This window comes from Chryseobacterium gregarium DSM 19109, from assembly GCF_000430845.1.
Taxonomy (GTDB): domain Bacteria; phylum Bacteroidota; class Bacteroidia; order Flavobacteriales; family Weeksellaceae; genus Chryseobacterium; species Chryseobacterium gregarium.
In genome coordinates this window covers 1-26,897 of the sequence record NZ_AUMU01000017.1, presented here as the reverse complement: position 1 = coordinate 26,897, position 26,897 = coordinate 1, and the positions used below count along the sequence as shown (strand labels likewise).

Genomic DNA, 26,897 nt, shown 5'->3' with positions numbered 1-26,897 from the left:
CTTAAATCAAATTAAATAACGCTTCCCGTTACTTATCATAAAATGAATTAAAATATTTTAAATATTAACTTTGGATATAATGAAATTAACACTTATTTAAAAATGCGTTAAAAGAATGATTATTATAATCTTTGGTTCGTTATTTGAAGGTACATACAATTTAATCAATATCAATGAAAAAATATATTATTGCTGCTGCCCTTATATTAGGAACAGGGACTGTTATCCATACCACCCTGCAATCCTGCAGCACTTTGGCAACAACGGATGTAGGCCTGTCCATTATTAAAAGATTCCTTTTAAACGGAATTGATAAAGGGGTCAGTGTCTACAGCAACAGGGAGTCGTTTCTTCAGAACAACATGGTGGACAAGGCGCTTCCCAAGCAGCTGAGAGAAATCAATGCCATGCTGGAAAAAGTAGCCCCTTCACTGGTCGCTAAAGAGAGGGCCTATATTGCAGATGCAGCGGTATATACCGTAAATATTTCAAAACCGATTTTAGTCAGTGCCGTAAACAGCCTGAATGCACAGGATGTAACCCGCATCATCCAGGGAGAGAAAGGCACAGCCACCCAGATTCTGAAAGAAAAAACATCCCAGCAACTGATTGCGGCCATTGCGCCGAAGGTTGACGAGCAGCTGAATCAGTACGGGATTGTTAAGAGCATCAATACGGCTCTGGCAGGAGGTAATCTTCTAGGGAGCTTATTAGGCGGAAACAAAACAACAGTAAATGCCGGAGGTTTAACACAGCTGGCTTCCGAACAGTTGGTGAACGGCATGTTCAATATTATTGAAAATTACGAAGTTGAAAACTCGAAGTCGCTTTTAGGGCCGCTTGGAAAATAAAAAAATCTTCAGTATATTTATATTTAAAATTTGTAGATGGACATATTACAAGGGAACCCGCATGCGAATCCTGAGGATTTTTATAAGTCTTTGAAGGAGAAACTGGAAGATCATCATGATTTTCCGGAAGATTATTTATTTAAGTTTATTATTCCGACTGACGAGGCAAAACTGACCGAAATCTATAAGGTTTTCGACGGCATTAAATTCACACTGGGAAACCGCGAAAGCAAAAACGGAAAATATACGGCGTGCAATATCAATGCATTTGTTTTAGATGCCGATCAGGTCATTGCTATTTATAAAGAAGTCGCCAAAATAGAAGGCGTTATTTTATTATAGAACACAAAAAAGTCAGCGTTGCTGCTGACTTTTTTATTTTATTTTACTCTCATTTATTTCTCAATAAAAAACTTTACGTTTTCAACAGGCCTCCCCAACATGGCCACAGAACCTTTGATCAGAATAGGCCTTTGGATCAATGAAGGGTTTTCGGATAATACTTTGATCCATTCTTCTTCAGAAAGGTTTTTATCGGCGAATTTTTCCCTATACAGTCTTTCTGACTTTCTGATGATATGGAAAACGTTCTGGTTCATTTTTTTTAAAAGCGTTTTAATTTCCAACACACTCAGCGGCTCTTCCATAAAATTAATCATCTCGAACGGAACTCCGTTTTCGTCAAGATATTCCAAAACCGCATTGGATTTTGAACAGCTGCCATTATGTAAAACTTTCACTACCATATGTATTCAGTTGCCTTTAAAAATTAAACTTGTTCTGTTTACCGTAAAGTTAAGGAGAAATCAGGTTAAATCAATAAGATTGCGTTTATTTCCTAAAACAGGCCATTCAGTTCCCCTTCTATTTTTTCCAGAATAAATCCGAAGTCTTCCGGTTTTTCCACAAAATCCAGGTCATCCACTTCAATAATCAGCAATTTGCCTTCCGTATAATCGGAAATCCATTTTTCATATTTCTGGTTCAGCTTGGAGAGGTATTCGATGCTGATGGAGGCTTCATACTCCCTTCCCCTTTTGTAAATCTTCTTCACTAGGTTAGGCACATCAGACTTAAGATAAATCAAAAGATCAGGCGCGGATACGAATGATTTCATCAGGCTGAAAACTGCTACATAATTATTGAAATCCCTGTCTGAAAGAAGTTTCATATCATTCAGGTTTTCCGCAAAGATGTGAGCATCTTCATAGATGGTACGGTCCTGGATAATATTTTTCCCGCTTTCCCTGATTTCCTTCACCTGGCGGAACCGGCTTCCCAAAAAGTAGATCTGCAGGGCAAAGCTCCATTTGCTCATATCGGCATAGAAATCTTCCAGGTAAGGATTGTGGTCCACGTCTTCAAACTGGGCATCCCAGCCGTAATGTTTCGAAAGCATGGTCGTCAATGTCGTTTTGCCTGCGCCAATGTTTCCTGTAACTGCAATATGCATATGTTTCCCTTACTATTATAATGTTGATGAATAAATTAAACGCCGGCAGACTGTACTTCCGAAGAATCCTCAATCAGTTTCTGCAGTGAGCTTTCTGCCGGGTTTTTACTTTCGATATCGTCTGTTTTCTTCTCCAGTTTCCCTTCCGGGCTGTCGGGTTCCGCAGACTTTTCCTCTGACCGTTCTGCATCCTGTACCGTATCTTTCTGCTTAGGGTCAGGCTCCGTCTGAAGGCCGGCATCCTGCATCCTTTCTTCGTTCTTTTCCAGGCTGTAAAGATAAAGTTTGTTGGCTTTGATTTCAAAATAAGAAAGCGTATTTTTATCCACAATCCGCGCCTCGGGATGGGTAAAAACCGTTACCAGTTCTTTTTCGGGAACGTACTTGACAACCGAATGGTCTGTGATGACCAATACCGCTTCATTTTCTCTCCTGAAACGCTTTCCGTTCTCAAGATCGGCTTCAAAAATCTTTTCAAACTTAAACGTATAGACCCGGATCTGTTTTTTCGTCAGGATATACACCCTGTTTTCATACACCAAAAGGTCAGACAGCTCATCAAAGCTTGCATCGAAAGGATAGGAATTAATAATGGTTTCATTCCTGAAATTATACTGGATCAGGCGTTTGGTACTGTCATCCAGCAGCCAAAGCTGCTGCAGGTCTTCAGCATAGGCCATTTTGATAAAGCCGAATTTATTCCTGAAATCCACCCGCTGGATTTCATTCATATTCTGGTCTATAAATTTCATTTCCTGGGCGTTTTCAGAAAACAGCGCGACGGTTAACGGATTTTGTACGGACTGTATTTTATAAGGAACCGTAAGCATCATCTGCCCCAGCTGCTTTCCCAGCGAATCGTACTTGGTCAGACTGAAGTCCTTGTTTTTATAGATATACAGATTTCCGTAATCATCGGCCAGCATATCTTTGGCTTCCTTCAGCTTCAGTGTGTCTAACGGAAGTACTTTCTGCGCAGATAATGAACAGAAAAGCAATATGAATATTAAATGTAGTCTTCTCAACTTGTTTTACTAAAGAAGCGTTCCCTAAGCAACGCTGCCAATTTACTTAATTTATTGTATTGTTATTCAATTTTAACTATTTAATGGCCACTTCATATATCTTCGGCCAGTTTTTCCCTGTCACCAGCATATGGTCCCCCTTAAAAGCAATTCCGTTTAAAACGTGTTCGCTGTTATTCCGGGTATTTTCCTCCGTGATTTCTGTAAAATCAAACCTCCCGGTGACCTCCCCGTTTGCCGGATTGATCTTTACAATAAAGGGCTGATGCCAGACATTGGCATAAATAAATCCGTTGTAGTATTCCAGTTCATTGATCTGGTCATAAACATCCTTATTTCCGCCGACCGGTAGCTTTTTCATGACTTTTGAAGGGTTACCGGCATCTGAAAAATACAGGTCGTTTGAACCGGTATCTGCGATAAGGTATTTTCCGTCGTACGTTAGTCCCCAGCCTTCGGCAAATTCATCAGGCAGAGGAAATTCTGAAATCTTCTTAAAAGTATTTTTATCGTAAACAAACCCGGTTTTATTCTGATAGGTCAGCTGATACATTTTATCCCCGACGATGGTACAGCCCTCTGAAAAAATTTCAGGAGCCTGTTTTTCAGATAAGGCCGGAGTGGTACTTCCCAGAGCATATGTTTCAAGTCGGGATTCCCCTTTCATCCCGGTACTTTCATACACGGTGTTCCCTTCAAGAAGAAAGCCTTCTACGAAATTTCTGGGGTCACGAGGATATTCTGCAACAATTACGTACGCGATGTTCTGTTCGGGATTCTTTGTAAAGATCCTAATGTTGACATCCTGATTCAACGTTTCGCCCCCTTTCGTTTTGATGTTGAAGGTAACTTCATTATCCCCGAATTCAAAAAACTTCGGATCAATCGTCAAATCTGAAGTTTCCCGGTCTCCAAAACTGATGGATATACTTTCTGCACGGTCAGTCACCTCTTTCGGAAGCATGAGTTTGTCACCGAAATGGAACCTCTTATCGTCCATCGAATGGGTATAATCCGCCAGTGCATCAGGCATTTTTTTATCATTGTTACAGGAGAGCAGCAGCAAAACAGCAGCACAGCCTGTGATCAGACTTTTTTTCAAGTTAATGGTAATGGATCAGAAATTATTTGACGGCCACTTCATAAATTTTCGACCAGTTCTTTCCGGTAACCAGCATATTTTCCCCTTTAAAGGCAATTCCGTTCAGCACATCATCGCTTCCTTTGGTATTCTGCTTGGCAATCTCCGTAAAATCAAAGGTTCCCACTACTTCTCCGTTGGATGGATTGATCTTAAGAATAACGGGTTTCTGCCATACGTTGGCATAGATAAATCCGTTGTGGTATTCAAGCTCATTAAGCTGATCATAGATCTGCGAGCTTCCCGCTACGGCAATATATTTTACCAGTTTGGACGGATCCGCAGGATCAAGGAAATACAGCAGCTTGCTTCCGTCTGATGCAATCAGGTTTTTACCGTCATACGTAAGCCCCCAGCCTTCTCCCAGGACATTCGGGTAAGCGAATTCAGATAATAATTTCAAGGAATTCTTATCATAAACATACCCTTTTTTGCTCTGCCAGGTCAGCTGATAGACTTTATCGCCTACAATCGTACTTCCCTCAGAAAAATCCTGCTGCCCCTGTTTTGTCGAAGCCAGAGGGGTCGTGGTCCCCAATGTATATTTCAGGATCTGTGAGGAACCGTTCTGCCCGTCACTTTCATAAATCGTGTTTCCTTCCGCCTGGAATCCCTGAACAAAATTCTTCGGATCATGGGGATATTCCGCCACGATCTCGTAGGCAATACTCTTTTCAGGATTTTTTGCAAAAACATTAATCGTTGCATCCTGGGTAAGCGTTTCCCCTCCTTTTGTCTTGATGTTGAATGTTACGGCATTGTCCCCCAACGTGAAAAATTTAGGATCGACGGTCAGGTTCGAAGTTTCTTTATCCCCGAAGCTGATCGAGATACTTTCCGCATCACCGGTCACCTCTTCCGGCAGGGCCAGCTTATCGCCGAAATGGTAGCCTTTCTGCTCCATCGAATTATTGTAATCTGCCAGGGAATCCAGAATCTTTTTATCATCTTTACAGGCTGCCAGCAACAAAATTGCGGCAAAACCTGCTATAATATTTTTTTTCATTTAATTTTTAAAATAATTTCTCCAAAATTAGTAAAATTTTATTGCCCACTGCCAATTTCACGAAGATGTTGAAGAAATTGTAGCCTGTGTGGTAGGACAACTTAAACTGCATGATGATAGACCGGATTTAAATTTAGCCCTGATTCTTAATTTTTTGTAAACGGGATGTTGTTATAAAAACCGATCTGGATCTGTCCCCGGTTTTTATTTTCCTGGATCTGGTTCATATAGCCGACTTCGATCCTCATATTTTTATTAATCACATAGCCCAATGCCCCGTACACCCTGTTCCTGTCGAAAACCGGACTATCAAGATGCAGGAATATTTCATTGTACGCCGATGCATAAATTGTTTTCGGCAGCATTTCTTTACTGCTGATCGGAATATTGAAGCCTAAGTAATACCTGAACCTCATCCTGAAATCCTCTTCAAGAAACCTTTCTTCCAGCCGGTAGCGGTGCTGGATGTTGAACCGCCCGAACTTTTGCTTCGTGATATACTGCTGGAAAATCCTGTGCTCCGTATTTTCAGTTTTTTCACCGTTTACATACGGCCTGCTCAGGATGAAACCGTAGCCCAGCAAAACATTATTGTTGTTTTCCGTAAGGTCATACCCGATTCCGGTACGGATCAGAAGTTGCTCCAGATCTCCTGCTGCATCAAAATTCCGGTACTGGATTTCATTGTGGAAATTCAGTTTTTTACTGATTTTATTATTTCCGAAATACATATACCAGGCTCCCAAGTCACTTTTCTGAGCTTTTAAAAATGGAGCACCCAGCATAAAAATGCCTAAAGCCAACGATCTTATCCTTTTCATTTCCTGTAATTTTATTATTAAAATCTATTAAATAATTAAAATTCAATATCGATTATCAATAATACGCAAAATTATCTTTTTACCGAAGCAGAAGAATATATATTCAGATCATTTAAAACAGATTTTAATCTCTTCAGATTATTAAAACTAAAAACCGACAGAATATTCTGCCGGCTATGATATATATCTGATTAAAAATTACGGATGCTGCTGCACTTTTGCAGGATCATCATAATTAACCATCCAGTTGATCCCGAATTTATCGGTAAACATTCCGAAATAAGCCCCCCAGAATGTATCTTCCATAGGCATGGTTACTTTTCCTCCTCCGGAAAGGCCGTTGAAAAGCTGGTCTGCTTCTTCTTTGGAGTCCGCATTGATCGAGATTGAGAAATTGTTTCCCTGATGATGATGGGAACCCCATTCCCCGCCTGTATCACTTCCCAACAGCATGGTTTCCCTGGAGATCGGAAGCGTAATGTGCATAATCTTGTTTTTGTCTTCCTCAGGAATTTCTTTACCGTCCACCGGAGGCATGTCCCCGAAAGTTCCCACGTAAGGATATTCACCTCCGAAAATCGACTTATAAAAATCGAAAGCTTCCCTGCAGTTTCCGTTGAATGTTAAATATACATTTACCGTTGCCATAGTTTTATCTAAAGTTTAGTTTTCGTTTTGAATTTGATTAATCTTTATTTTTGAATCAAAAGATTTGGATGCAAAAGCTGTTCAAGCTGATTATCTGTGCTGATCAATTAAAATCATATTTCCATCCGGATCTTTCAGATAAATATGTTCCGGTCCGGAAGTAGTTTCATCAGCTTCTTTCTGAAGTTCAATGCCATGCTCCTGTAGCTGTCTCTGAATATCCCGGACATCATCAAAAGCCTCCAGATTCCGGGCATTCTGGTCCCATCCCGGATTGAACGTGAGCATATTCCCTTCGAACATCGCCTGAAAAAGCCCGATGATATGATCCCCGTTTTTCATGATCACATAATTCTGATCCATGTTTCCGCCCATTTCACTGAACCCTAATTTTTCATAGAAATCTTTGGACTTCTGAAGGTCTTTTACACTTAAACTGATTGAAAATGCTCCTAGTTTCATACTTGTTTTGTTTGAATATGATATGAATGTTTGTCTTCTACAGAAACTCCCGTAAACGAAATCATCCCGTGAAAAGGAATTTCATTATTCATTAAAAGGGAACTGAAATCTTCATTTTTCAAAGGGAAATCATTCGGCTGCCCGAAAGAAAATGGGAAACATATCCCCATAACAACCGTAGTATATTCTTCATGTGATCACACGCCGAATTGTGACAGATGATGGTTCAGATGCTTTGCAAACATATTGCTCCATTCCTGCGCTTTCAGTTTCCCGAATGAGAATGATTCTTTTCCGTTGAAGGCCGAAGCGCCCAGTTGCTGTGTTTTCTGGATAAACCCGATCAGGCGTTTCTTTTCATCAGCGAAATCTTTCCTTTCTGAAATAAGGAACTGGGGTGAAGTGGGCCCGTTCCGTGTATATGCTTTTTCGCCCACCACTTTAGGCTTTACAAATGTTTTCAGGATAAATTTTGCAATACCTCCCGGTTTTTTGTGTTTTTCGGGTTCATAGACCATTTCGTAGGATACATTACAGTGGGCCAGCATCTGATCAACAGTCATTTTCCCCCACAGCCCTTCTGTTTCCGGGGTAAGCTTATTAATTCTGTCAATATAATGCTGAGCCGCTTTCGCATCGAATACGTTTTCCATAGTTTGTCTGATTCTTAAAGGGCAAATATATCAGTTTTTTCTGATCATTATCCCGCATCAATTCAAAAAAAGCTCCCCACCGTTTGTGGGGAGCTTCAGTTAAATATATTGATGATCTTTATTATTCCGCAATCCGGACATTTATCCCTTTGGTATGCGCGTTCATCTGAGGCGCATAGTAATTCTGGATGGTAGTGATCCCATTGGAGAACATTCCGGAGGCATTCGCCATCACATCATATTCGAATACATATTTCCCTTTCGGCATATACTGAATATAGAAATTCGTTGAAGCATCCTTGGCGGACTGGTAATAGCCTAAATTATTTTTCCATTGATAGCCCGAAAGGACATCTACCGGTTCAAATCCCGCTGCTCTCATATCTTTGATATGGATAAATTCCATTGCGCGGTCTGTATTCAGAATCATTCTTACGGTTACCTTATCACCGACTTTCAGCGGCGTTTCGGCAGAGATTTTCTGTAACTCTTCCCCATTGACTGTTTTAATCTTTCGGTACAGCTCTTTCGTTACGGAAAGGTAGTTTTCAGAAGACTGAACTTTATCAAGGTCTTCATAATACTGCCAGAATAACCCGCCCTGCACGATTCCGGGGCCAGGTTTTGTTACCGTAACAGTGGCCAGGTTTTTGTCCACGACATCCGTTTTCACAGAAGATTTCACATAGCCTGTTGCCTGAGTCTGCGGCTGCAGTTCTTTTCCGCCCCAAATGATGGTGGCTTTATCACTTTCTGCGCCTGTCCAGGATTTCCCTGAATTTAAAATCGTAAAAATCACTTCTGCCGTTCCTCTCGAACTTCCCCAGGAATTCACTTCTTTCTGGGTGATCAGCCAGATTTTAATGTCTTCAATGAATTTCTGATCGTTCGGCTTCAGTGTATTGAAGGCTTCCAGAGCCCCGGCCTGGTTCACCACTTTGGAACTGAACCAACCCCAGTCGTCAAGATTCTGCTTCCAGTAAACGCCTTGGGTTTTTGAGTCGACAGAGGTTTCCTTCATATAAGCCATTAGTCTATCTGAAACATCTTTTAACCCATAATTGTTCATCAGTAAAGCCATTCGGTGTAATCCGAAGAAGGTGAAATCAGTGAGCTTCGCCATTTTTGCTTTCTGTTGTACTGATGCTTTTAAAGCGGCACCTTTTCCTTTTAAAGGATATTTTTTCTCCCAATAATTCCTTGTATCAAGATAATCGATCACTGAATTATTCCAGACGTTTTCTTTTATATTACCATAAGTATTGATTTCATGGTCTACATACTGAACCAATTTCGCTACCAGCTCATCCTGTTCAACATTCTGATAATCCTTCACGTTTTCTTTCAGCCATACATTGATTTTTCCCAAACTCTTCAGAATGTAAAGGGAGGTGCTGTACGAGCTCGGATATCCCTGATACCAAGAGAACCCGCCATCAGGATTCTGCAGTTTCCTGAAATCATCCCAATCCTGACCGATTGAATTTTTCATGGTATTGGCATCAAACAACAATGCCAGTTTCTGCATCTGCTCGCTTTCATTTCTGCTTTCCAGCACCCAAGGCGTTTCTTCCAGCAAGAGCTGCTTCAATTCCTGGTTTTTCTCCAGATTTGAATTCAGTAATCCTTTGGTCTGATATTCTTCAAAAACCGTTTTCATTTTAGGATTGGCCTTAAAAATTTCAGAAGCCAGCACATCGGCAAACCATTTATTAAAGATGACATCAGCAGAATTGTTCTGATCATTCTTCAGGCCCGGAAGGGCAAACATAATTTCCCAGATCGGATTGGTCGTCAGCTCCAGCGTATTGGACACATTTGAAGCCGTTGCTGAACCGGTATTCTTAAGGTTTTCCAAAACAAAGGTTTTGGTTTCGCCTTCCCTGACGAAAACCGGAACGGCATCGGTTACCAGCATTCTGTTCGGCAGTATGGCAATAGCCTGTTGCTCGCCGTCAGAATAGGCGCCTGCCTGTGCCATCACTTTTAAAATGACAGAGGAAACATTGTTTGGAACTTTTAATTTCCAGGTTAAAGCCGTATTGCCGTTTTCATTTAAATCAAAATTCTGGACGCTTGAATTCAGACCGAATTGAGATGAAATATCTTCGTTTGTGAAAGCATCTAATATTTGTAAGCTTGCCGAACCATTGAGTTTTTTGTTCGTTAAGTTTGATAATTTTGACTGAAGATTCAGCTCATCCCCTTCTCTTAAAAATCTCGGATAGTTCGGCGTTACTGAAAACTCTTTCTGGGTCACCACTTCTTTTTCCAAGGTTGCCGCTCTCGCATCTTGGGTATGGGCCAAAAACATCAGTTTCCATTTTGTCAGAGCTTCCGGAGAAGTAAATTTAAAACTTACGTTGCCTTCGGAATCTGTTTTCAGATCCGGATAGAAAAAAGCGGTTTCGTTGAGGTTCTTACGGACGGGGATTTTTTCAAGATTCCCTCTATTATTTTTATCTGCGTCCAAATCTGTAAATCCACTCTTTTCCTGCTTAGTAAGCTGTCTCCCTGAATTTAAAATATCTATTGCTTCATCATCCGTTCTTGAAGATTCAACTTTCATTTTTGCCATAGCCATGGGAGCAGGAAGCGCAGCTTCACGGATTGCAACTCCTGGGGCTCTCCCACTCAGACCTCTTTGTACCGTGTTATAAGACATATAATAGTCAAACCAGTTAAACTCAGGGACCTCTACATCATTACCAGTAAAATATTCGGCCCTTTTTTCATAATATTCTGATAAGAGACTGCTTCTCATATCGTATGAAGAAACGGCCGAATAACGGGAATATAAATTCTGCCAGGCAAACCGGTTCACTGCAAACTGGTCCAGAGATAGGTCGTACATACTGGCCAAAACTTCGACATTGATCTTCTCTTTCTGGTTTCCTGAAATTTTTACAGACCATTTTTCTTTTGCACCAGGCTCGATTTTATCCCTAAAAGTAACCGTTTCTATTTTCAAGGGCTGTTCAGAATTTTTTATTTTCAAATCTGTCCCCTGTGTCTGAACATCATTAAAAGCGGCTATCTGGAACTGAATATTTAAAGACGAAACTGTCTTATCAGTGGGAATATCAACGGTATATTCCAGAACACCGTTTCTGAAACTTCGGACATCCGTAGTGGTTTTCCCCGAACCGTCCTGAATGAAAATATTTACCAGCGCATCGGGAATTGCAGAATATACATACACTTTTGCTTTTCCGCCTCTTGGAAACTCATTTTCAGGTTCCACAACCGTCAGGAATGTTTTCTGATCGGATTTTAAAGCGCCTTTATCCCAGACACTGAAATTCTGAGCACTTTTTATCGTATCTCTTCCTTCAATATTATAGAGTTCGAGCTGATAATCCCCCGGTTCCAATTTTCCGAGATCAAGAGATGCTTCACTTCGCTTCACTCCGTCTAAAATAACAGATGAGGCCTTCCGGTTTTTTACCTCTTCATTCTGATCAAACAAATCATGCGGGAATCTGCTGATGAATTCTGCTTTTGAGAATTTCGGCAGATCCTGAACTTCTGCTGTAAAATTATTCCTTATAAACCTGTCCGGTGTCTCAAGTCTGGAAAGCTTTACCTGATACGGCTTTTTAAGACTTTGCTCATTATAGTTCTTAGTCTCGACCTTCAGTTTGACATTTTCATCGGTAAAGGTATTTCTGATCTCATCTGCCTTGATGTAATGTGAAACGGAGGCCACTTTCAGGTTCGTTTGCGCTGACTGGCTTTCCCCGTTGATATCCGTTACCGAAGCATTGATTTCATAATTATCAATCTGAATGCCTTCAATATTTTCGTCTTTTTTAAGAGCCAGGCGAATCGTAAACTCTCCTTTTTCATTGGTTTCAGCCTCTCCCAGAACCGAATTCTCATTATCATTACCCTGAGGATAGCCGCTGAAATACCGCCAGCGGATGTTATGTTTTTTAATTTCATAATGTACCGTCGTATTGCTCAGGGCAACTCCGGAAAACATCATTGCCTTCCCTTTTAATTCGATCGTTTGCCCGTATTTGTATTCATCTTTTACCGGCTCAAGAGTCACTTCGAATTTCGGCCTTTTATATTCTTCAACCTGAATATCCTTAGATCCCTGTGTTTCATTATCCGTTCTCAGAAAAAAGGTTCCGTTCAGCTTTCCTTTAGGAAGAATAAAACTGCCGTGGTAAGAACCGAATTCATTGGTGGTAAAGTTTTGGCTGGAGATTTCCTGCCCGTTGGCATCCGTTAAAATGATCTTCTGTTTTAATCCTGATGCTACAGATTCGATTTCTTTATCAATTTTCGTATCAATGACTTTGAAATAAACCGTTTGTCCGGGCCTGTAGATGGCTCTGTCCGTAAAGATCTGAGCTTTGGTTCGGGTTTGTTTATTAAGGTTTTCATCAGCGTAATTATATTCCCCGTAAACATGCAGGATCTGATAATCATTGGTTCTGGCCTGCTGAACGAGATAGGTTCTGTAATATTCTTTACCTGCCGGAAATCTGAAAACGCCTTTCTCATCTGTTTTACCGGAAGTCCGGGTCAGGCTTTTGCCATTTACAGATTCATAAAAGGTGAGGTTTTCACCGGTAACCGGTTTGCCGTTTTCACTGTTTACCAGTTTAAGTTGGTCAGAATCAGTGTTACGACCGGATTTGTTCTGATAAATAATTTTATTATTGGAAATCAGGAAATAGAAATTCTGGCGGTTTTCACTCTTTCCTTCCGAGACTGTATATTCTGCGATATAAATTCCTGAAGGAAGAGGTTTTATTTCCAGAGAAGTCGAGTGGCTCTGATAATCTTTGGAGTCTGTCAGCCGGTAGGTTTCTTTTCTTATCAGGCTTTTTTTAATATTCCCATATAAACCTGTATCAGAATTCAGGGCATAGGGAAAAAAAGAGGCAAAATCCTGTTTTACTTCATAAATAGTTAAAGAAAATTCTGAAACATTTTTGTGGTCCACGACAAAATGAACCGGCAGGTTGGGCTGCGTCTGCTGTTCATAATGAAAAACAAGAGAAGGCACGGTGATCTGCGCTTCCGTATTTTTAATATTTTCAATAAAAGGGGATTTCGGGTATTGGGACTTTGCTTCAGCGGCAATGGACAAAGCTGCTTTTGCCTGCTTTTTCTCAATGAATTCAGACATGATCTGATCCATTATTAAAACCTTGTAATCCCCTTCTGTACTTGATTTCACAAGGGCCTGAAGCTGTTGCAGTTTATCTTTGCACTGACTGAAACGGCAGTTCTCTTCCAGCTTCTGATGCATAAAGTACAGCTTCGGATTTCCGTTGTTCTGCGCGATCAGCTCATCAAAAATAACATCAATCTGTTTTCTGTTTTCTGCAAGCTCATTTTTTGTGAAAAGCCCGTTGCCGGACAGGAAAGCAATTTTTTTCAGGGCATACCAGTCTGCTAAAGTCGGGAAATAGTTAATATCTTTTGTATTCAGGAAAAGATCTTTATATTTTACCAAAGCCGTTTTTTTCATTTCAGCTTTCTGCTGATCAAGCTGCTGAAAATTTTTAATCAGGTAATTTTTAAAATCCAGTTTGCTCCAGGTTTCTATTTGTGAAACATCCTGGGAATTCAAACCGGTTCTGCTGTTTATCCTCCACAGGTTCTGGTTGTAATAATCCAGGAAAAAACCGTTGAGCAGAACGTCAAATATGATTTTGTCTTCCCCTTTTAAAGGTCTCCTGGCATTCTGGATTTTAGTGAAAAATTTTGAGGCAGCAGCATTCTGGTCATCATCTGCCGTCCTGTTCACAATGCTGAACTCGCCTTTTAAAGACCGGATTAGCTGCAATGCATTATTTTCTTTCATGGCCCGTTTCTGAATATCCAATATAAGGGGAAGATTAGATTTATATGCTCCTTTTTTGTCGCCGTCTTCTATTTTTTTCCACTGTTCATCATAATATTTCTGGGCCTGGAGTGTATTGAAAATTCCAAAGCACATGAGTATTATTAAAATCTTAATATTTTTCATTGATTTATGGTGTTGATTTTTTAATTTCAATTTTATTGCCTTTTGTTCTGGCATTCATCTGAGACGCGTAATAATTCTGCAGCGTTGCAAAACCGCTTGAAAAACTTCCGGAAGCGTTGCAGATCAGATCGTATTCAAAAACATATTTTCCTTTCGGCATATAATAAATATAAAAGTTCGTCGAGGCATCTTTGGTTGCCTGATAATACCCAAGATTATTCTTCCACTGGTAACCTGAAATCACATCTACAGGCTCCAGTCCTGCTGCTCTCATATCTTTCAGATGCACATACTGCATCGGCCGGTCGCTGTCTAAAATCATTCTTACGGTTATTTTATCACCAACCGTCAGCGGGCTTTTTTCCTCAATCTTAACCAATTGATCGCCATTCGTTGTTTTTACTTTTTTGTAATATTCTCTTGTCATAGCAATATAGGTTTCGGTAGATTTCACCTCGTCCAGGTTTTCAAAATACTGCCAGAATAATCCTCCCTGAACAATTCCCGGGCCAGGTTTTGTTATGGTAACGGTTCCTAAGTTTTTATCCAACACATCAGTTTTTATAGTTTGTTTAAGATATCCCGTAGTTTTTGTCTGCGGAATCACTTCTTTACCACCCCAAATAACGGTTGCTTTATCGGATTCTGTTCCTGTCCATGATTTCCCGGAATTCATCATAACGTAAACAACTTCTGCTGTATTTCTTGAATTCCCCCACGAATTCACCTCTTTCTGAGTGGCCAGCCAGACTTTGGCTTCTTCAATAAAATTCACATCTTTAGCATCCAGTTTATTTAAAGCTTCTATGGCTCCGGCGTGGTTCACGGTTTTAGAATTGTACCAGCCCCAGTCATTGAAATTCTGTTTCCAGTAAATGCCCTGTGTTTCCGAAGAGGTGGAAGTTTCTTTGATGTAGCTGATCAGCCTGTCGGAAGGTTTTTTCAAGCCGTAATGATCAAAAATCAATGCAGATCTGTGTAATCCGTAGAACGTAAGATCTGTAAATTTGAACTTCTCAGAACGGTTGATGATCATCGATTTCAATAATTGTCCTTTTCCTGAAAGCGGATACTGCTTTTCCCAATACCGTCGGGTATCCAGGTAATCCAGTGCAAAATTGCTCCACGGACTGTCTTCGCTTTCTTTCCAGTATTTTTCAAGTTCAGAATCAATATAACCGATCAATCTTGCAACCATGGCATCCTGATCTGTCTGGTACAAAGAAATATCGTCTTTCAGCCACTCATTCATTTTTCCTAAGTTTCTCAGAATGTATAAAGAACTGGTGTACGAACTTTCAAAACCGGGAAGCCACGGGAAACCGCCGTCGCCGTTTTGGTATTGTTTTAAATGTGACCAGTCTTTATTGATTGAACTTCTCATAGCACTCACATCAAAAAGCCTTGAAAGGCTGTTCATCGTTTCGGTTTCAGACTGGGACTGCAGTACCCATGGGGTTTCCTCCAAAAGCAATTGTTTCAGCTCCTGATTTTTTTCAAGATTGCTTTTCAGCTGATCCGCATTTTTATATTCACTGAATACAGCCTGCATTCTTGGGTTGGCTTTAAATATCTCAGAGCCCACTACATCGGCAAACCAGGTGTTGAATATGGCATCGGAAGATATATTTAAGTTGTCGCTTAAATTCGGAAGCGCAAAAATAATTTCCCAGACCGGATTGGTTTTCAGTTCCAGGGTATTGCTGAAATTCGCTACTGTTGCGGATGTATTATTCTTTAAACTTTCCAGGGTAAACGTTTTCGTCTGTCCTTCTTTTACAAAAACCGGAAGCGCATCTGTCAGCAGCATTCTGTTGGATAATATTCCGACAGGAATCTGTTCGCCGTCTGAATATTCGCCTGCTTTGGCCACCACTTTAATAATAACTGAGCTTACTTTATTGAAAGGAGCCTTTAAATTCCAGCTTATGACAGCATTTCCAGCCGCATTCACCTCAAAATTCTGCACAGAAATGATTCCGAACAGTGCGGAAATATCTTCATTGGTTTCCGCATTTAAAATCTGTAAAGATGCCGAACCCGCAAGCGCTTTATCTTCAAGGTTGGAAATTTTTGCCTGAAAATTCAGCTCATCCCCTTCTCTTAGAAATCTCGGATAATTCGGTGTCACCGAAAATTTCTTCCGGGTAATGATATCCTGTTCCAACACCGCGCTTCTCGCATCTGTCGTATGAGCCAGAAACATTAATTTCCATTTTGTGAGTGCTTCAGGTGTGGTAAATTCAAAATTTACGTTTCCATTGGCATCGGTTTTCAACTGAGGATAGAAAAATGCGGTTTCGTTAAGGTTTTTACGGGCCTGAACATTTTCCGGGTCTTCTTTAGGTTTTTCTGCTTTTTGACGAGCATCGTCTTTATCTAAGACTCCGTCTCCGTCCGTACTCTCGAATCTTGCAGATACCTTTGATAAAACAACTTCTTCAGAAATCCTTGATTGTACGTTTCTTGATGAGGCAGGGCATCCTTTATAATACTCCTGTCCCGGAACGGTAGGACACTCGTCGTGTTCATCGTCTACGCCGTCACCGTCCGTATCTTTTATCAATCCGTATTTCAGCATCAGGTCAAAGAAAATATTTTTATCAAACCATGAAAATTGCGGCTGATACACATTTTTACCTTCCAGGTATTTGATTTTCTGGTTCCAGTATAAAACGCTTGGATAAGACCGGATATTAAAATCCCTTACGATATTCTGAGGCTTATATAGGGTGCTGAATGCATAAGTGTTGGGCGCAAATTTATCCAGGGATTTATCGTACATATTGGCCAGAACTTCGGCAACTGTTTTTTCTTTGCTTTTCCCGGTGATTTTTATGCTCCATTTTTCTTTTGAATTGGGCTCGAGCTTATCACGGAAGGTGGTCAGTTCAATTTTCAGCGGATCATCTGCGTCTTTCACATTGATATTAACAAACTGATTCTGAACATCATTGTAATGAACAACTGAAAACTGAACATTGTATTTCACAATCCTTTTATCCTGAGAAACCGGAAGTTTATAAACCAATAAACCATTGTTAAACTTACCGTTTTCAAACTTAGTATCGCCGGTTCCATCCTGCAGATAAATATGGACCACAGCATCCGGAATTTTAGAATATACATAGACTAAAGCCTGAGCCCCCCTTGAAACCGGCTCTTCCGGGCCGATAATTTTCAAAAACGGAAACTGGCTCTTTCCCACACCTTTCTTGCTCCAGACCCCGAAATCCTGCTGTACTTTTACCGTATCTTTTCCTTCAATGTTATAAAGCTCAAGCCGGTATTCTCCGGCTTCCAGTTTCCCCAGATTAAGGCTTTTGGTATTTTCGATGCGTTCTGAAACAACTCTTTCAACTTTCCAGTTCTTTTTATCATCAAATTTATCATAACGGTCATGCGGGAATTTTGCTAAGAATTCTTCTTTCGAAAGTTTCGGCAGGTCCTGGATCACATTTTTGAAATTATCCCTTAAAACCCGTTGAGGTTCCTGAAGTTTCATCAGTTTTACCTGGTAACTTTTCGTCAGGGCAATATCGTTATAATTGAAAGCTTCCACTTTGAGTTTGACCTCATTTTCGGCAAATTCCTCTTTGATATCATTCGCTTTCAGATAATGGGAAACCGAAGCCACTTTCACATCCGTTTCGGCAGACTGGGTTTCTCCGTTGACGTCGGTTAAGGAAGCATTCACATGATAGTTATGTACCTGGATTCCTTCCGTATTTTCATCTTTTTTAAGATCGATTTTGATGGTAAATTCTCCTTTTTCATTGGTTTCGGCCTTTCCCAAAACCGTATTTTCATTGCCCGAATCATACGGATACCACCAGAAATACCTATAGCGGATGTTTTCTCTTTTAATATCAAAATTAATGGTTGAATTGCTCAGAGGGATTCCTGAAAAAGTCATGACTTTTCCTTTCAATTCGATGGCCTGCCCGTATTTATATTCGTTTTTAATCGTATCAAAAATAATTTCAAATTTCGGACGCTTGTATTCTTCAACTGAAAAAGCGACAGATCCATCCATATTACTTCTCGTCTCACTTCTGCCCCGAAGGGAAAACTTTCCGTTAAGACGATCTTTGGGAAGGACAAAACTTCCGGTGTAAGAGCCGAATTCATTGGTTTTGAATTTTTGTGATGTCATTTTCTGATCATTAGCATCATACAAAGAAATTTCCTGTTCATCATCCTTCATGACAAAATCAGATCTTTTTTCATAGTCAGGATATGTTGCGATGGCCTTGAAATAAACGGTTTGCCCGGGTCTGTAAATTTGTCTGTCGAGGAAAATCTGAATTTGAGGATCCCGTTTCCATTCCCTTTCCCAATCATTATATTCTCTTCTGAGTATATTAAAATCATTGGAACCGGGAGCATAGACCAGATAATTTGAATCATTCCAGTTTAATTGCCCTGAAAATTTCCCTGCCCCATCCGTTTTTATCAGAACCGGTGTTTCGCTGGTTTTAGAATAATCCATAAACCTGTAATATTCGAGCAGGGTATTGTTCTTTGAGGCGCCGTTTTCCCTTGAAACCAGTATATAATTTCTTTTTTCATCAAAAATGACCCTTGAAGAGGTAATGACAAACAAAAATTTAGAAACTTCTGATCCGTTGATGTATTCACCGACGTACATTCCTTTGGGAAGAGATTTCATCTCCAGAGACGTTGTATGCTCCTGGTAATCGTTCAGACCCGGTAAGGTAAATGTATTGGTACGGAATAGCGTTTTATTTATTTTTTTATAATATTCATCGTAGCCGAGGGATTGCAGATAGGGCAACTGGTTCTTAAAATCATTCACCCGGTAAATTTTAATGCTGAAATGATCTGCATTCCTATGCTTGGCAACGAGGTGAACCGGCTGATCCGGCAGGTTGTTTTCTTCATAAAAAACCTGCAGGCCGGAAGCTCTGATATTATTCTCCAGCGATATCAAATGATTGATGAATTGGGAATCCTGATATTCTGCTTTTACCTGATCGATCAGCTGCACGGCTTCCCGGGAGTTTTTTTCGTTATGCAGAAGAGAGGCTGCGGTTACGGCGATCATGATTTTGTAATCTCCTTTTACCGGTGAATTGATGAGCTCTTTCAGTTTATCGGTATACTTTTTATCATTAGCAATCTGATTCCGGAAATTTAATTTTTCAAACTGAAAATAAAGTTTCGGGTTGTTGTTATTAAAAGTAATCAGGTCCTGATATAATGATAATATGGTCTTTTGGTTTTCCTTCAATTCATTCTTTGTAAACAAAAACTCATTCTTCAGGAATTCAATATTTTTCTTTGTTTTCCAATCATAAAGGGTAGGAAAAAATTCAAAATCTTTTTCTTTGGCAAAAACATCTTTATATTTTTCTAACTGAATTTGTTTCAGTTGGGCATCCGCTTTATTTAATTCGCTTAATTTTTCCGTGTAATAATTTTTAAAATCAAGCTTCGTCCAGGATTCCAGTTCAGTGATATCGCTTTTGGCAAGATTGGTACGCTGCAGAATCTGCCATTGGCTGGCATTCATGTAGCCTTCAAAAAACTCGATTTCCAATATTTTAAAAAACAGCAGATCATCGCCTTTCAGCTGATTTTCAGTATTTTTAATTTTAGAAAAGAAAACCGAAGCGTAATCATTTTTCGGATCGTCCTGCGTATCTTTATAAATGGCGAATTCTGCTTTCAGAGAACGGATCAGCTGTAATGCGTTTTTATCCCGAATGGCTTTTTTCTGAATCTCCAGAATGATGGGAAAGCTCGACTTAAACATTCCGTTTTTATATCCTTCCGCTACCTCCTTCCACTGTTCATCATAATATTTCTGGGCAAAAATACCCGAACAATTCAGCAGGAGAAGCAAAAGCATAAAAATCTTGGAGAATCTTTTCATATGTGTTATTTTTGGTAAATGAATACCTTAAAAGTACTGAAAAAATCCGTTATTGACAGTCAGTTTTACGTATCCTTAACGGGGACTCTTTTTGCCGTATTTTTCATGAATGAACAAAATACCTTCCGGTATCCTACGGTCTGCTTTATTTTCATCACTTATTTCAGCGGCTATCTCTATACCAAATATCAGAAGACCAGACATTTTCCGGGAATTTTACTTTTCAATGTGATTACCGGCATGGTCTGCGCTTTTTTAATCATTCATAACCACAATGAAATACGCCTGGTGAAATGGGGCATCATTGTGATTCTCGGGCTTCTGTATAACAGTTTTTTCCTGGACACCTACATCCGGAAGATCCCGCTGCTGAAAGTTTTCTATGTAGGGCTGGTCTGGGCACTGATGAACTGCTGGCTTACGCTGCCGGAATTCAGCATTCCTATATTTTTAATAAGTTTCTTTTTTATTACGGCTCTGGTTCTGCCGTTCGATATCCGTGATATGAAAGCAGATACGGTAAAAACATTCCCGGCGATCATCGGTGTTCAGAATACGAAATACCTTGCCTATGTTCTGATCTTCCTAAGCAATATCCTTGCGGCCGGTTATTTAAGCATCAACAGTTCCATTGCTTTTTATTTGTCAGGTATCGTCACTTATATTCTTATTTATTTCTCTGAAAATGAGCGGGATGACGCTTATTTCTCATTCGGGGTGGAAACATGTTCTGCACTTCCCTTTTTATTTTTGCTTATAATGGAGTATTTTTGACGAATGATTATTAAGAAACTTTCCCTGTACAATTTTAAAAACCATTCGGAGAAAAGATTCGAGTTCTCACCGCAGATCAATTGCTTCGTCGGCAACAACGGGGTGGGAAAAACGAATATCCTGGATGCGCTTCACTATCTTTCCGTCGGAAAGAGCTTCCTGGGGAATACCGATCTTAACAACATTAAAAATGATGAAGATTTTTTCACCATCGATGCTGAAATCCAGAACGACGGCAGCGAAGACCTCATTAAAATACTGCAGCCGAAAGAAGCGAAAAAGACCATCAAAAAAAATGATAAAAGCTACGACCGGCTGGCCGACCACATCGGATATTTACCGAGCGTGATGATTTCCCCGTATGACTCCAACCTGATTTCAGATTCAGGGGAAAGCCGGAGGAGATTTCTGGATTCCATGATTTCTCAGACGGATTCAGGATATCTTTTTGACCTGATCCAGTATCAGAAAACCGTTCAGCAGAGAAATGCCTTATTAAAATATTTCGCCAAAAACAGGGTCTGGGACAAAGATTCCTTAGACATCTATGATGATCCGATCATCCGTTCCGGAACCAAAATTTTTCTCAAAAGGAAAGATTTTGTCGAGAAGCTCAACCCGATTGTCCAGAGTTTCTATAAGATCATTTCAGGCGGAAAGGAAAGCGTTTCCGTCCTTTATGAGTCGCATCTCATTGAAGGTTTTGATACCGCCCAACCTGACCGGAAGTTCCGCGACCTTTTAACGGAAAGCCTGGATAAAGACCGGATGCTGACGTATACTTCAAAAGGCATCCACAAAGACGACCTCCTTTTTGAAATGGATTCGGTATTAATTAAAAAGACGGGTTCCCAGGGCCAGCAGAAATCGTTCCTGATTTCGTTAAAACTGGCACAGATGAGCCTGATCAAAGAACTCACCAGCAAGACCCCGATCCTTTTACTCGATGATATTTTTGACAAACTGGATGATACGCGGGTTTCCCAGCTGATTGAGCTGGTGAACCAGGAAAACTTCGGACAGATTTTCATTACGGATACCCACAGGGAACGTACCGAAAGCGTGGTGAAAAAGATTAATGAAGAAAGCATCATTTTTGAAATCTGAACATGAAAAAGAAAAGACGCGAATACCAGTCATCCGACCTTGTGAAATCTTTCGCAAGGATTTATGGCTTTGAAAATAAGCTGGTTGCCTTTGAGATCAAAGATTTCCTGGAAGAATACCTTGATGAAAGCCTGTTCTGTGAAATCAAAAGTGTGAATATCGAAGATAAGCGGATTATCATCAGTATCTACTCTCCTCTGCTGAAACATGACTTCCAGATGCGCAAAAGTTTTTATCTGAAAAAATTCCAGGATAAGTTCGGAGCTGACCGGTTTAACGATCTTCAGATTTTGTAGTAAGGGAGCTGTTCATCAGATCATCCGCTCTTTTATCCAGGCCGGAACTTAACGGAATAAAAAACCTCAGCGGATTTTTCATAAAATACCTGAAAATGCCTTTATAAATTTCACTGACCTGACCAAAGTTCAGCTTTCTCGACCTGAATGCCAGGAACATGGATAAACTGAAGCTCACGAGGAAGTTAAAGAACCCGATCAGGAAAACCGTGACAAAAGAGATCCAGAACGTATAGGAATCCACGGAGAAATCTTTTCCGTACAGCCCGATCGCAAAGTTTCCGGCCGCAAAGGTAATGTGGCGGATATCAAGGTCCAGCCCCAAAAACAAGCCTATCGGCGCGGTAGCCCCCAGAAAAACCCCGAACCAGAAATTCGACACGATTCCAGGCCAGTTTTTAGCATAATACGCTGACATTCCTTTCGCAAAGTTTTTCCCCAGGAGCCTTCTGATGGAAATGTTCTTTGAAATCCTTTCCGGGATCTGATAAAATACAGAATTGTTCCCGATATTTCCCGATATAATCCCGGATATGAAAAGGTAAAAACCGGCGATACAGGCGTGGAGAATTGCTTTGGACTGGAAAGGGTCAAGGTCTTTCAACAACTTATCAGACCTTTCCACAGCCATGTTCTGTGAGAAGAATACATCAAGGCCATACACAATGATCAGAGCAATCGGAAAGGACAATAATACATTCCCGACAAAAGCAATAAACTGGCTCCTGAACAGTTTTGAAACCAGATGGGCAAATTCCGTACTGCCGCTTTTGATATTTCCCTCTTCCGACAGCACCTTGGTCATGGTGGCTGCGGTCATAGCCGGCTGCTTCGTGGCTAAAGTAAACCTCATCAGGTAGATCATCACAAAGCCCATGGCGTAATTCATGGAATATAAAAACGCATGCGAAAAATCGCTTCCCGGAATATAGCCGTACAGCATTTTCAGCACGCATAAGGCCCCTACAATAATCCCTCCGCCGCTGGCTTTGTAGAACATGGTCATGTATTCTTTCCGGGTTGATGTTATATAATGCGTGCCCGTTTCTGCCGTGTGGTTGGTAATCAGATGGGAAATCAGCCTCGTACTGTCATTGATCAGTTCCGAGATGTTATTCCTGTGGGATTTATATCTTAAAATGTTGAAAACTAAACTTTTCGAATTGATTAAAATATCCTTTTCATCGTCGATCACCAGCAGCTGAACGATCTCATAGATCCGCTGAACCTGCTGTCGGATTTTGATGAGCGACTGGTTGATTTTTCCTGAAATCCCGTATTTGGAAGAATTCTTAAAGGCAATATTCACAAACTCCAGGCACTGTTCAATGTAAATTTTGATCTGTTTGTACCGGCTGTCTTTGGAATGCAGCTGCAGTTCAGGGTTTTTCTCAAACTCTGAGGCCAGGTCTTCAAGCTCATTCTGCAAAGCCAGAAACGGATTGTCGAAATTACGGTATTCCGGGGCCATCCTTACCACTTCGGTTTCCATCGCCGATCCCGTTACGCGCCATGAAAGGATATTCATGGAGAAAAGGATCTCCCTTTTTACCTCCGGCATGATGATAAAATCTGAGATCCCAAGCATCACAAAGAGCTCATCAATTTCATTTTCAGGAAGGTTATGGAAGAATTTCAGATCATTTTTCGGGCGGAAGCTCACATTGTCGATCATGTACCAGATCGTCTTTTCATTGACAATCGGAGGCAGCACTTTGTTAAGGATCCTCTTTTTGAGCTCGGGTACGAAGGCATTTTCAGATAAAATATTGGCCTCGGTCAATGACAGGTTAAAGGTCTTCCCGCTAAAAATATGATGAAGGTACTGTTTAAAGCTTTCCGTGATCTGGGGATGGGTCCTGAAAAAATTGAGAACATCGGTAAAATCCGCACTCTTTACGCTCTCCAGAAGTTCCGCGAACGGCTCCAGAGAGAGGGTTTCATTCTTAAAAGAGAAATATTTTTTAAGAACAGACTCAAAATTGGTGCTGGAGTTAAAGAGTTTCATCGGTGCAAAGATACTATTTCAAACCCACATTCCTCATTTGTCTCATGATCCAGTTATGTTTCTTTCTGAGATAGGCTGACGGATTTTTAGGATCATATTTCTTGGGATTGGGCAAAACCGCTGCAATCCAGGCTGCTTCGGATACGGTGAGGCTTTTTGAAGATTTACCGAAATAATACTGGGAAGCGGCTTCCACGCCGAATACGCCCTGCCCCATTTCAATGGAATTCAGGTACCTTTCAAGAATAATATCTTTAGTCCATACTTTTTCAATAATGAAGGTATACATGGCTTCCAGCCCTTTTCTCAGCCAGCTTCTTCCCTGCCAAAGAAAAATATTTTTAGCGGTCTGTTGGGAGATCGTGCTTCCGCCTCTCAGCTTTTTCCCCTGTTTATTGCTCTTCATCGCTCTTTCGATGGCCTTGTAATCGAAACCGTCATGAATAAAAAAATTCTGGTCTTCTGACGCAATGACCGCTTTTTTCACATTATTCCCCATGTCATCGTAAGAGACATAATCCCTCTGAAGCCTTCCGTATTCCAAAAGCCCACCGATCTGGGTAATGGTGATGGGCGGGTTAAAAAACCTTCCCCAAACAATAAACAGGACGTTCAGTACCAAAATGATGAATATGACTTTTTTAATTTTATTCCACATAATTTTATACAAAGGAATGCCAAAAATAAGGAAATAGTCTGAGTTATTGCAATTCTTTCATGTACGAAAGCGGCTCATCGGGCAGAAGTCCGGGATGGAAGATTTTGATATAATCCTTCAGGACCAGGTCTGACCGCACGATGCCGCTTTCAAAAAAATCGTTGGCCTGCCCTCTTTCCTTACCTGTAATACTGTATACCTTGCCTTTATTAAAAGCACTGATCTTGCTGTAAAAAGGATTTTTGCTGAGCATTTCCTTTTTTGAGCTATGGTTGCCTGCATTGATCCAGTACTGCACACCGGCCGACTTGGCAAATACTTCCTCAAAACTCATGGTCACCGCTTTTTCTTCGGTATTGTTTTTCAGAATATACTCTGCATTGGCATCGGAAATAAAACGGGCGACGGACGTCTTCCCGCCCGGAAGGTACCAGACATCACCATACATTTCGTTGGCCAGCACCTCAGGCTTTTCTTTTGCCTGAAGGGCCAGTTTCTTCAGCTCGTTGTAATGCTCCTCAATTTCCCGGTATGTTTTTTCAGCCTCTTCAGATTTCCCCAGGAGCTTTCCGAACAGCTTGAGGTAAGCCGTTTTTTCCAACGGTTCCTGCTCCCTGTATTCATCGAGGAAAATCACCTGGATCCCGTTATTTTTCAACAGCTGGTAGGTATTGTCAAAGCTTGGGATATAATTGGTAAAGACAGCATCGGGCTTCAGTGAAATAATCTTTTCCACATCATATTTCTGGTCATTTCCCACTGGCTGAATCTTGCCGCCTCTCAGTAAATCGTGAATTTTCTGATCATAAATATATTCCGGGCTTGAAACTCCGGCTACCCTGTTTTCCGCTCCCAGTGCTGAAATATATCCGGCCATGCTCGCATTCAGAAGAATAATTTTTTTCAGGGGAAGCTGATTTTCTTTAAGATCATAGGTAAACTTTCCCGACTGGATATGCAAAATGCTGTCTTTTTCGCTGTACTGCACCAGGCTGGAGATCACCGCCTGTCCGGAAGCCGAAATTTTCTGTTCTCTTTTACAAGAAGTTAGCGTCAAAAATGCAATTAATAATAAAATTCTTGGTTTCATCTTTCAAAGAAACTAAAAAAGTGTTATATTTGCAAACCTTTATTAACGGCCTCGTGGCGCAACTGAATAGCGCATCTGATTACGGCTCAGAAGGTTACAGGTTTGAATCCTGTCGAGGTCACAAAATGCCAAATGGCGCCAACTGTTTCCAGTTGGCGCCTTTTTTTTATCCTTTTTTTTCACTACTCAGAATGATCTAACGTAAAAATACTATTATTTGAAAAACACTTCCTCCGTCACAAGCATAAGCAAAGTCACTGCTTCCTTTTCAATATTTCCAAGCCCTAGATACCCTACGCACAAGAATTAAAAGAAAGTGATGAAAAAATTATTCTACCAGATAAACTCTTATAGAAAATAATGGTCCTGTCAAAAAACGGTGATAGATTCTCTCTTTACATCCGACACTATATCATCAATGTAATTCTAACTTTTTATTACTTAATTGCTTTCAAAAAGAATATTCAGAATTCTTCTGTTCTTATTGTTACAATCATCAAAAATGGACTTTTTATGTAAAGGAATTTTCAAAGTGCTAAAAAAATTGTTAAAGATGTAAGAAAAGGATGATAGTGAAAACAGATCGCTTAAAAATACTTGTGCATCAGGATAATTGATCTCTTTGCGATCGATCGCTTCCTGAACTTCCGAGAGCAGGTCTTTAAAACTTTCTAAGATATCCTGAAAAAATTTTTGCAGATCGTGGCTGACATTATGTATAACAATCATAAAAACATCTATATAGGGATATAATTTGCAGATCCTGTCTGATTCTTCTTCCAATTGTAGAAAGTTGCCTCACTTATACCCATTTTACGACAAACTTCTTCAACTTTCACCCCCGTTTCAGACTGCTTCAATGCAAAAATAATCTGACTCTCTGTAAATCTGCTCTTTTTGGCTACGCCTAACCATTGCGTTAGGTTTCATTAGATTTTTCTTTATTTAAATTTAAGTATTTCTTGAAAAATCTCTACTTTTAACTGATCCGGTTTTTTGGGAGAAGGTCAAAC

At 40.4% G+C, this 26,897-nt stretch carries 20 protein-coding genes, 1 tRNA gene and 1 pseudogene; 6 read left to right on the top strand and 16 right to left on the bottom strand.

Going from position 1 to position 26,897, the window contains the following annotated elements; all coding sequences use genetic code 11:
* Nucleotides 1–173: 173 nt before the first annotated feature.
* Together H561_RS0117240 and H561_RS0117235 are read left to right on the top strand one after the other, a co-directional pair.
* A complete protein-coding gene (locus H561_RS0117240) occupies nt 174–851 on the top strand; it encodes a DUF4197 family protein (RefSeq protein WP_027388138.1) in 678 nt (225 codons plus the stop codon).
* A 36-nt stretch (nt 852–887) separates the two neighbouring features.
* Nucleotides 888–1,193 (top strand): DUF493 family protein, encoded by a 306-nt coding sequence (locus tag H561_RS0117235; RefSeq protein WP_027388137.1) that lies wholly within the window; start codon nt 888–890, stop codon nt 1,191–1,193.
* A gap of 53 nt (nt 1,194–1,246) precedes the next feature.
* On the opposite strand, the gene H561_RS0117230 is transcribed toward H561_RS0117235, so the two are convergent.
* From H561_RS0117230 to H561_RS0117175, 11 genes are all read right to left on the bottom strand, one after another.
* Entirely contained in the window at nt 1,247–1,597 is a 351-nt protein-coding gene (locus H561_RS0117230; protein ID WP_027388136.1) for an ArsC/Spx/MgsR family protein, read from the bottom strand.
* Between the two features lie 92 nt (nt 1,598–1,689).
* Nucleotides 1,690–2,304: a deoxynucleoside kinase gene (locus H561_RS0117225; RefSeq protein WP_027388135.1), complete on the bottom strand. Its 615-nt coding sequence runs from the start codon at nt 2,302–2,304 to the stop codon at nt 1,690–1,692.
* A 35-nt stretch (nt 2,305–2,339) separates the two neighbouring features.
* A complete protein-coding gene (locus tag H561_RS22720; protein WP_051349430.1) occupies nt 2,340–3,329 on the bottom strand; it encodes a hypothetical protein in 990 nt (329 codons plus the stop codon).
* 76 nt (nt 3,330–3,405) lie between these two features.
* Nucleotides 3,406–4,431: a glutaminyl-peptide cyclotransferase gene (locus H561_RS0117215; protein ID WP_027388134.1), complete on the bottom strand. Its 1,026-nt coding sequence runs from the start codon at nt 4,429–4,431 to the stop codon at nt 3,406–3,408.
* 22 nt (nt 4,432–4,453) lie between these two features.
* Entirely contained in the window at nt 4,454–5,476 is a 1,023-nt protein-coding gene (locus H561_RS0117210) for a glutaminyl-peptide cyclotransferase (protein ID WP_027388133.1), read from the bottom strand.
* 146 nt (nt 5,477–5,622) lie between these two features.
* On the bottom strand, nt 5,623–6,297 hold the full coding sequence (locus H561_RS0117205) for a DUF2490 domain-containing protein (RefSeq protein ID WP_027388132.1): 675 nt from the start codon (nt 6,295–6,297) through the stop codon (nt 5,623–5,625).
* Nucleotides 6,298–6,495: 198 nt separating this feature from the next.
* Nucleotides 6,496–6,945: a VOC family protein gene (locus H561_RS0117200; protein WP_027388131.1), complete on the bottom strand. Its 450-nt coding sequence runs from the start codon at nt 6,943–6,945 to the stop codon at nt 6,496–6,498.
* A gap of 90 nt (nt 6,946–7,035) precedes the next feature.
* Nucleotides 7,036–7,407: a VOC family protein gene (locus H561_RS0117195; protein WP_027388130.1), complete on the bottom strand. Its 372-nt coding sequence runs from the start codon at nt 7,405–7,407 to the stop codon at nt 7,036–7,038.
* A 197-nt stretch (nt 7,408–7,604) separates the two neighbouring features.
* Complete coding sequence (locus tag H561_RS0117185; RefSeq protein ID WP_027388129.1) at nt 7,605–8,060, bottom strand: DUF1569 domain-containing protein; 456 nt, start codon at nt 8,058–8,060, stop codon at nt 7,605–7,607.
* Between the two features lie 121 nt (nt 8,061–8,181).
* A complete protein-coding gene (locus tag H561_RS0117180; RefSeq protein WP_027388128.1) occupies nt 8,182–14,052 on the bottom strand; it encodes an alpha-2-macroglobulin family protein in 5,871 nt (1,956 codons plus the stop codon).
* Nucleotides 14,053–14,056: 4 nt separating this feature from the next.
* The gene (locus H561_RS0117175; protein ID WP_027388127.1) at nt 14,057–19,951 is read right to left on the bottom strand and encodes an alpha-2-macroglobulin family protein; all 5,895 of its coding nucleotides are present in this window, start codon (nt 19,949–19,951) and stop codon (nt 14,057–14,059) included.
* A gap of 18 nt (nt 19,952–19,969) precedes the next feature.
* On the opposite strand from H561_RS0117175, the gene H561_RS0117170 reads away from it, so the two are divergent.
* From H561_RS0117170 to H561_RS0117160, 3 genes are read left to right on the top strand one after another with little or no spacing between them, the layout of a single operon-like run.
* Nucleotides 19,970–20,725: a UbiA prenyltransferase family protein gene (locus H561_RS0117170; protein ID WP_027388126.1), complete on the top strand. Its 756-nt coding sequence runs from the start codon at nt 19,970–19,972 to the stop codon at nt 20,723–20,725.
* A gap of 3 nt (nt 20,726–20,728) precedes the next feature.
* Nucleotides 20,729–21,832 carry a DNA replication/repair protein RecF gene (gene recF, locus H561_RS0117165; RefSeq protein ID WP_027388125.1) on the top strand — a complete coding sequence of 368 codons (1,104 nt, stop codon included), beginning with the start codon at nt 20,729–20,731 and terminating at the stop codon, nt 21,830–21,832.
* A gap of 2 nt (nt 21,833–21,834) precedes the next feature.
* On the top strand, nt 21,835–22,128 hold the full coding sequence (locus tag H561_RS0117160; protein WP_027388124.1) for a hypothetical protein: 294 nt from the start codon (nt 21,835–21,837) through the stop codon (nt 22,126–22,128).
* Here the strand turns inward: H561_RS0117160 and H561_RS0117155 are convergent.
* Genes H561_RS0117155 through H561_RS0117145 form a run of 3 tightly spaced genes read right to left on the bottom strand, consistent with a single transcriptional unit; the run spans nt 22,106 to nt 25,884 of the window.
* Complete coding sequence (locus tag H561_RS0117155) at nt 22,106–24,136, bottom strand: recombinase (RefSeq protein ID WP_027388123.1); 2,031 nt, start codon at nt 24,134–24,136, stop codon at nt 22,106–22,108. The genes H561_RS0117160 and H561_RS0117155 overlap by 23 nt on opposite strands.
* 13 nt (nt 24,137–24,149) lie before the next feature.
* Entirely contained in the window at nt 24,150–24,794 is a 645-nt protein-coding gene (gene mtgA, locus H561_RS0117150; protein ID WP_027388122.1) for a monofunctional biosynthetic peptidoglycan transglycosylase, read from the bottom strand.
* Nucleotides 24,795–24,837: 43 nt separating this feature from the next.
* Entirely contained in the window at nt 24,838–25,884 is a 1,047-nt protein-coding gene (locus H561_RS0117145) for an ABC transporter substrate-binding protein (RefSeq protein ID WP_027388121.1), read from the bottom strand.
* Nucleotides 25,885–25,931: 47 nt separating this feature from the next.
* Between H561_RS0117145 and H561_RS0117140 the strand changes: the two genes are divergently transcribed.
* Nucleotides 25,932–26,005: transfer RNA gene (locus H561_RS0117140), tRNA-Arg, on the top strand.
* Nucleotides 26,006–26,325: 320 nt separating this feature from the next.
* Here the strand turns inward: H561_RS0117140 and H561_RS0117135 are convergent.
* On the bottom strand, nt 26,326–26,613 hold the full coding sequence (locus H561_RS0117135) for a hypothetical protein (protein ID WP_081411685.1): 288 nt from the start codon (nt 26,611–26,613) through the stop codon (nt 26,326–26,328).
* Between the two features lie 32 nt (nt 26,614–26,645).
* Nucleotides 26,646–26,783, bottom strand: a pseudogene (locus H561_RS23695) (transposase); the annotation flags it as partial.
* Between the last annotated feature and the right edge of the window lie 114 nt (nt 26,784–26,897).

Bases quoted from the DNA above. Each gene is read 5' to 3' on its own strand.
- H561_RS0117240 (WP_027388138.1), top strand. From the start codon at position 174: ATGAAAAAATATATTATTGCTGCTGCCCTTATATTAGGAACAGGGACT.
- H561_RS0117235 (WP_027388137.1), top strand. From the start codon at position 888: ATGGACATATTACAAGGGAACCCGCATGCGAATCCTGAGGATTTTTAT.
- H561_RS0117230 (WP_027388136.1), bottom strand. From the start codon at position 1,597: ATGGTAGTGAAAGTTTTACATAATGGCAGCTGTTCAAAATCCAATGCG.
- H561_RS0117225 (WP_027388135.1), bottom strand. From the start codon at position 2,304: ATGCATATTGCAGTTACAGGAAACATTGGCGCAGGCAAAACGACATTG.
- H561_RS0117210 (WP_027388133.1), bottom strand. From the start codon at position 5,476: ATGAAAAAAAATATTATAGCAGGTTTTGCCGCAATTTTGTTGCTGGCA.
- H561_RS0117205 (WP_027388132.1), bottom strand. From the start codon at position 6,297: ATGAAAAGGATAAGATCGTTGGCTTTAGGCATTTTTATGCTGGGTGCT.
- H561_RS0117200 (WP_027388131.1), bottom strand. From the start codon at position 6,945: ATGGCAACGGTAAATGTATATTTAACATTCAACGGAAACTGCAGGGAA.
- H561_RS0117195 (WP_027388130.1), bottom strand. From the start codon at position 7,407: ATGAAACTAGGAGCATTTTCAATCAGTTTAAGTGTAAAAGACCTTCAG.
- H561_RS0117185 (WP_027388129.1), bottom strand. From the start codon at position 8,060: ATGGAAAACGTATTCGATGCGAAAGCGGCTCAGCATTATATTGACAGA.
- H561_RS0117180 (WP_027388128.1), bottom strand. From the start codon at position 14,052: ATGAAAAATATTAAGATTTTAATAATACTCATGTGCTTTGGAATTTTC.
- H561_RS0117175 (WP_027388127.1), bottom strand. From the start codon at position 19,951: ATGAAAAGATTCTCCAAGATTTTTATGCTTTTGCTTCTCCTGCTGAAT.
- H561_RS0117170 (WP_027388126.1), top strand. From the start codon at position 19,970: ATGAATACCTTAAAAGTACTGAAAAAATCCGTTATTGACAGTCAGTTT.
- recF (WP_027388125.1), top strand. From the start codon at position 20,729: ATGATTATTAAGAAACTTTCCCTGTACAATTTTAAAAACCATTCGGAG.
- H561_RS0117160 (WP_027388124.1), top strand. From the start codon at position 21,835: ATGAAAAAGAAAAGACGCGAATACCAGTCATCCGACCTTGTGAAATCT.
- H561_RS0117155 (WP_027388123.1), bottom strand. From the start codon at position 24,136: ATGAAACTCTTTAACTCCAGCACCAATTTTGAGTCTGTTCTTAAAAAA.
- mtgA (WP_027388122.1), bottom strand. From the start codon at position 24,794: ATGTGGAATAAAATTAAAAAAGTCATATTCATCATTTTGGTACTGAAC.
- H561_RS0117145 (WP_027388121.1), bottom strand. From the start codon at position 25,884: ATGAAACCAAGAATTTTATTATTAATTGCATTTTTGACGCTAACTTCT.
- H561_RS0117135 (WP_081411685.1), bottom strand. From the start codon at position 26,613: ATGATTGTTATACATAATGTCAGCCACGATCTGCAAAAATTTTTTCAG.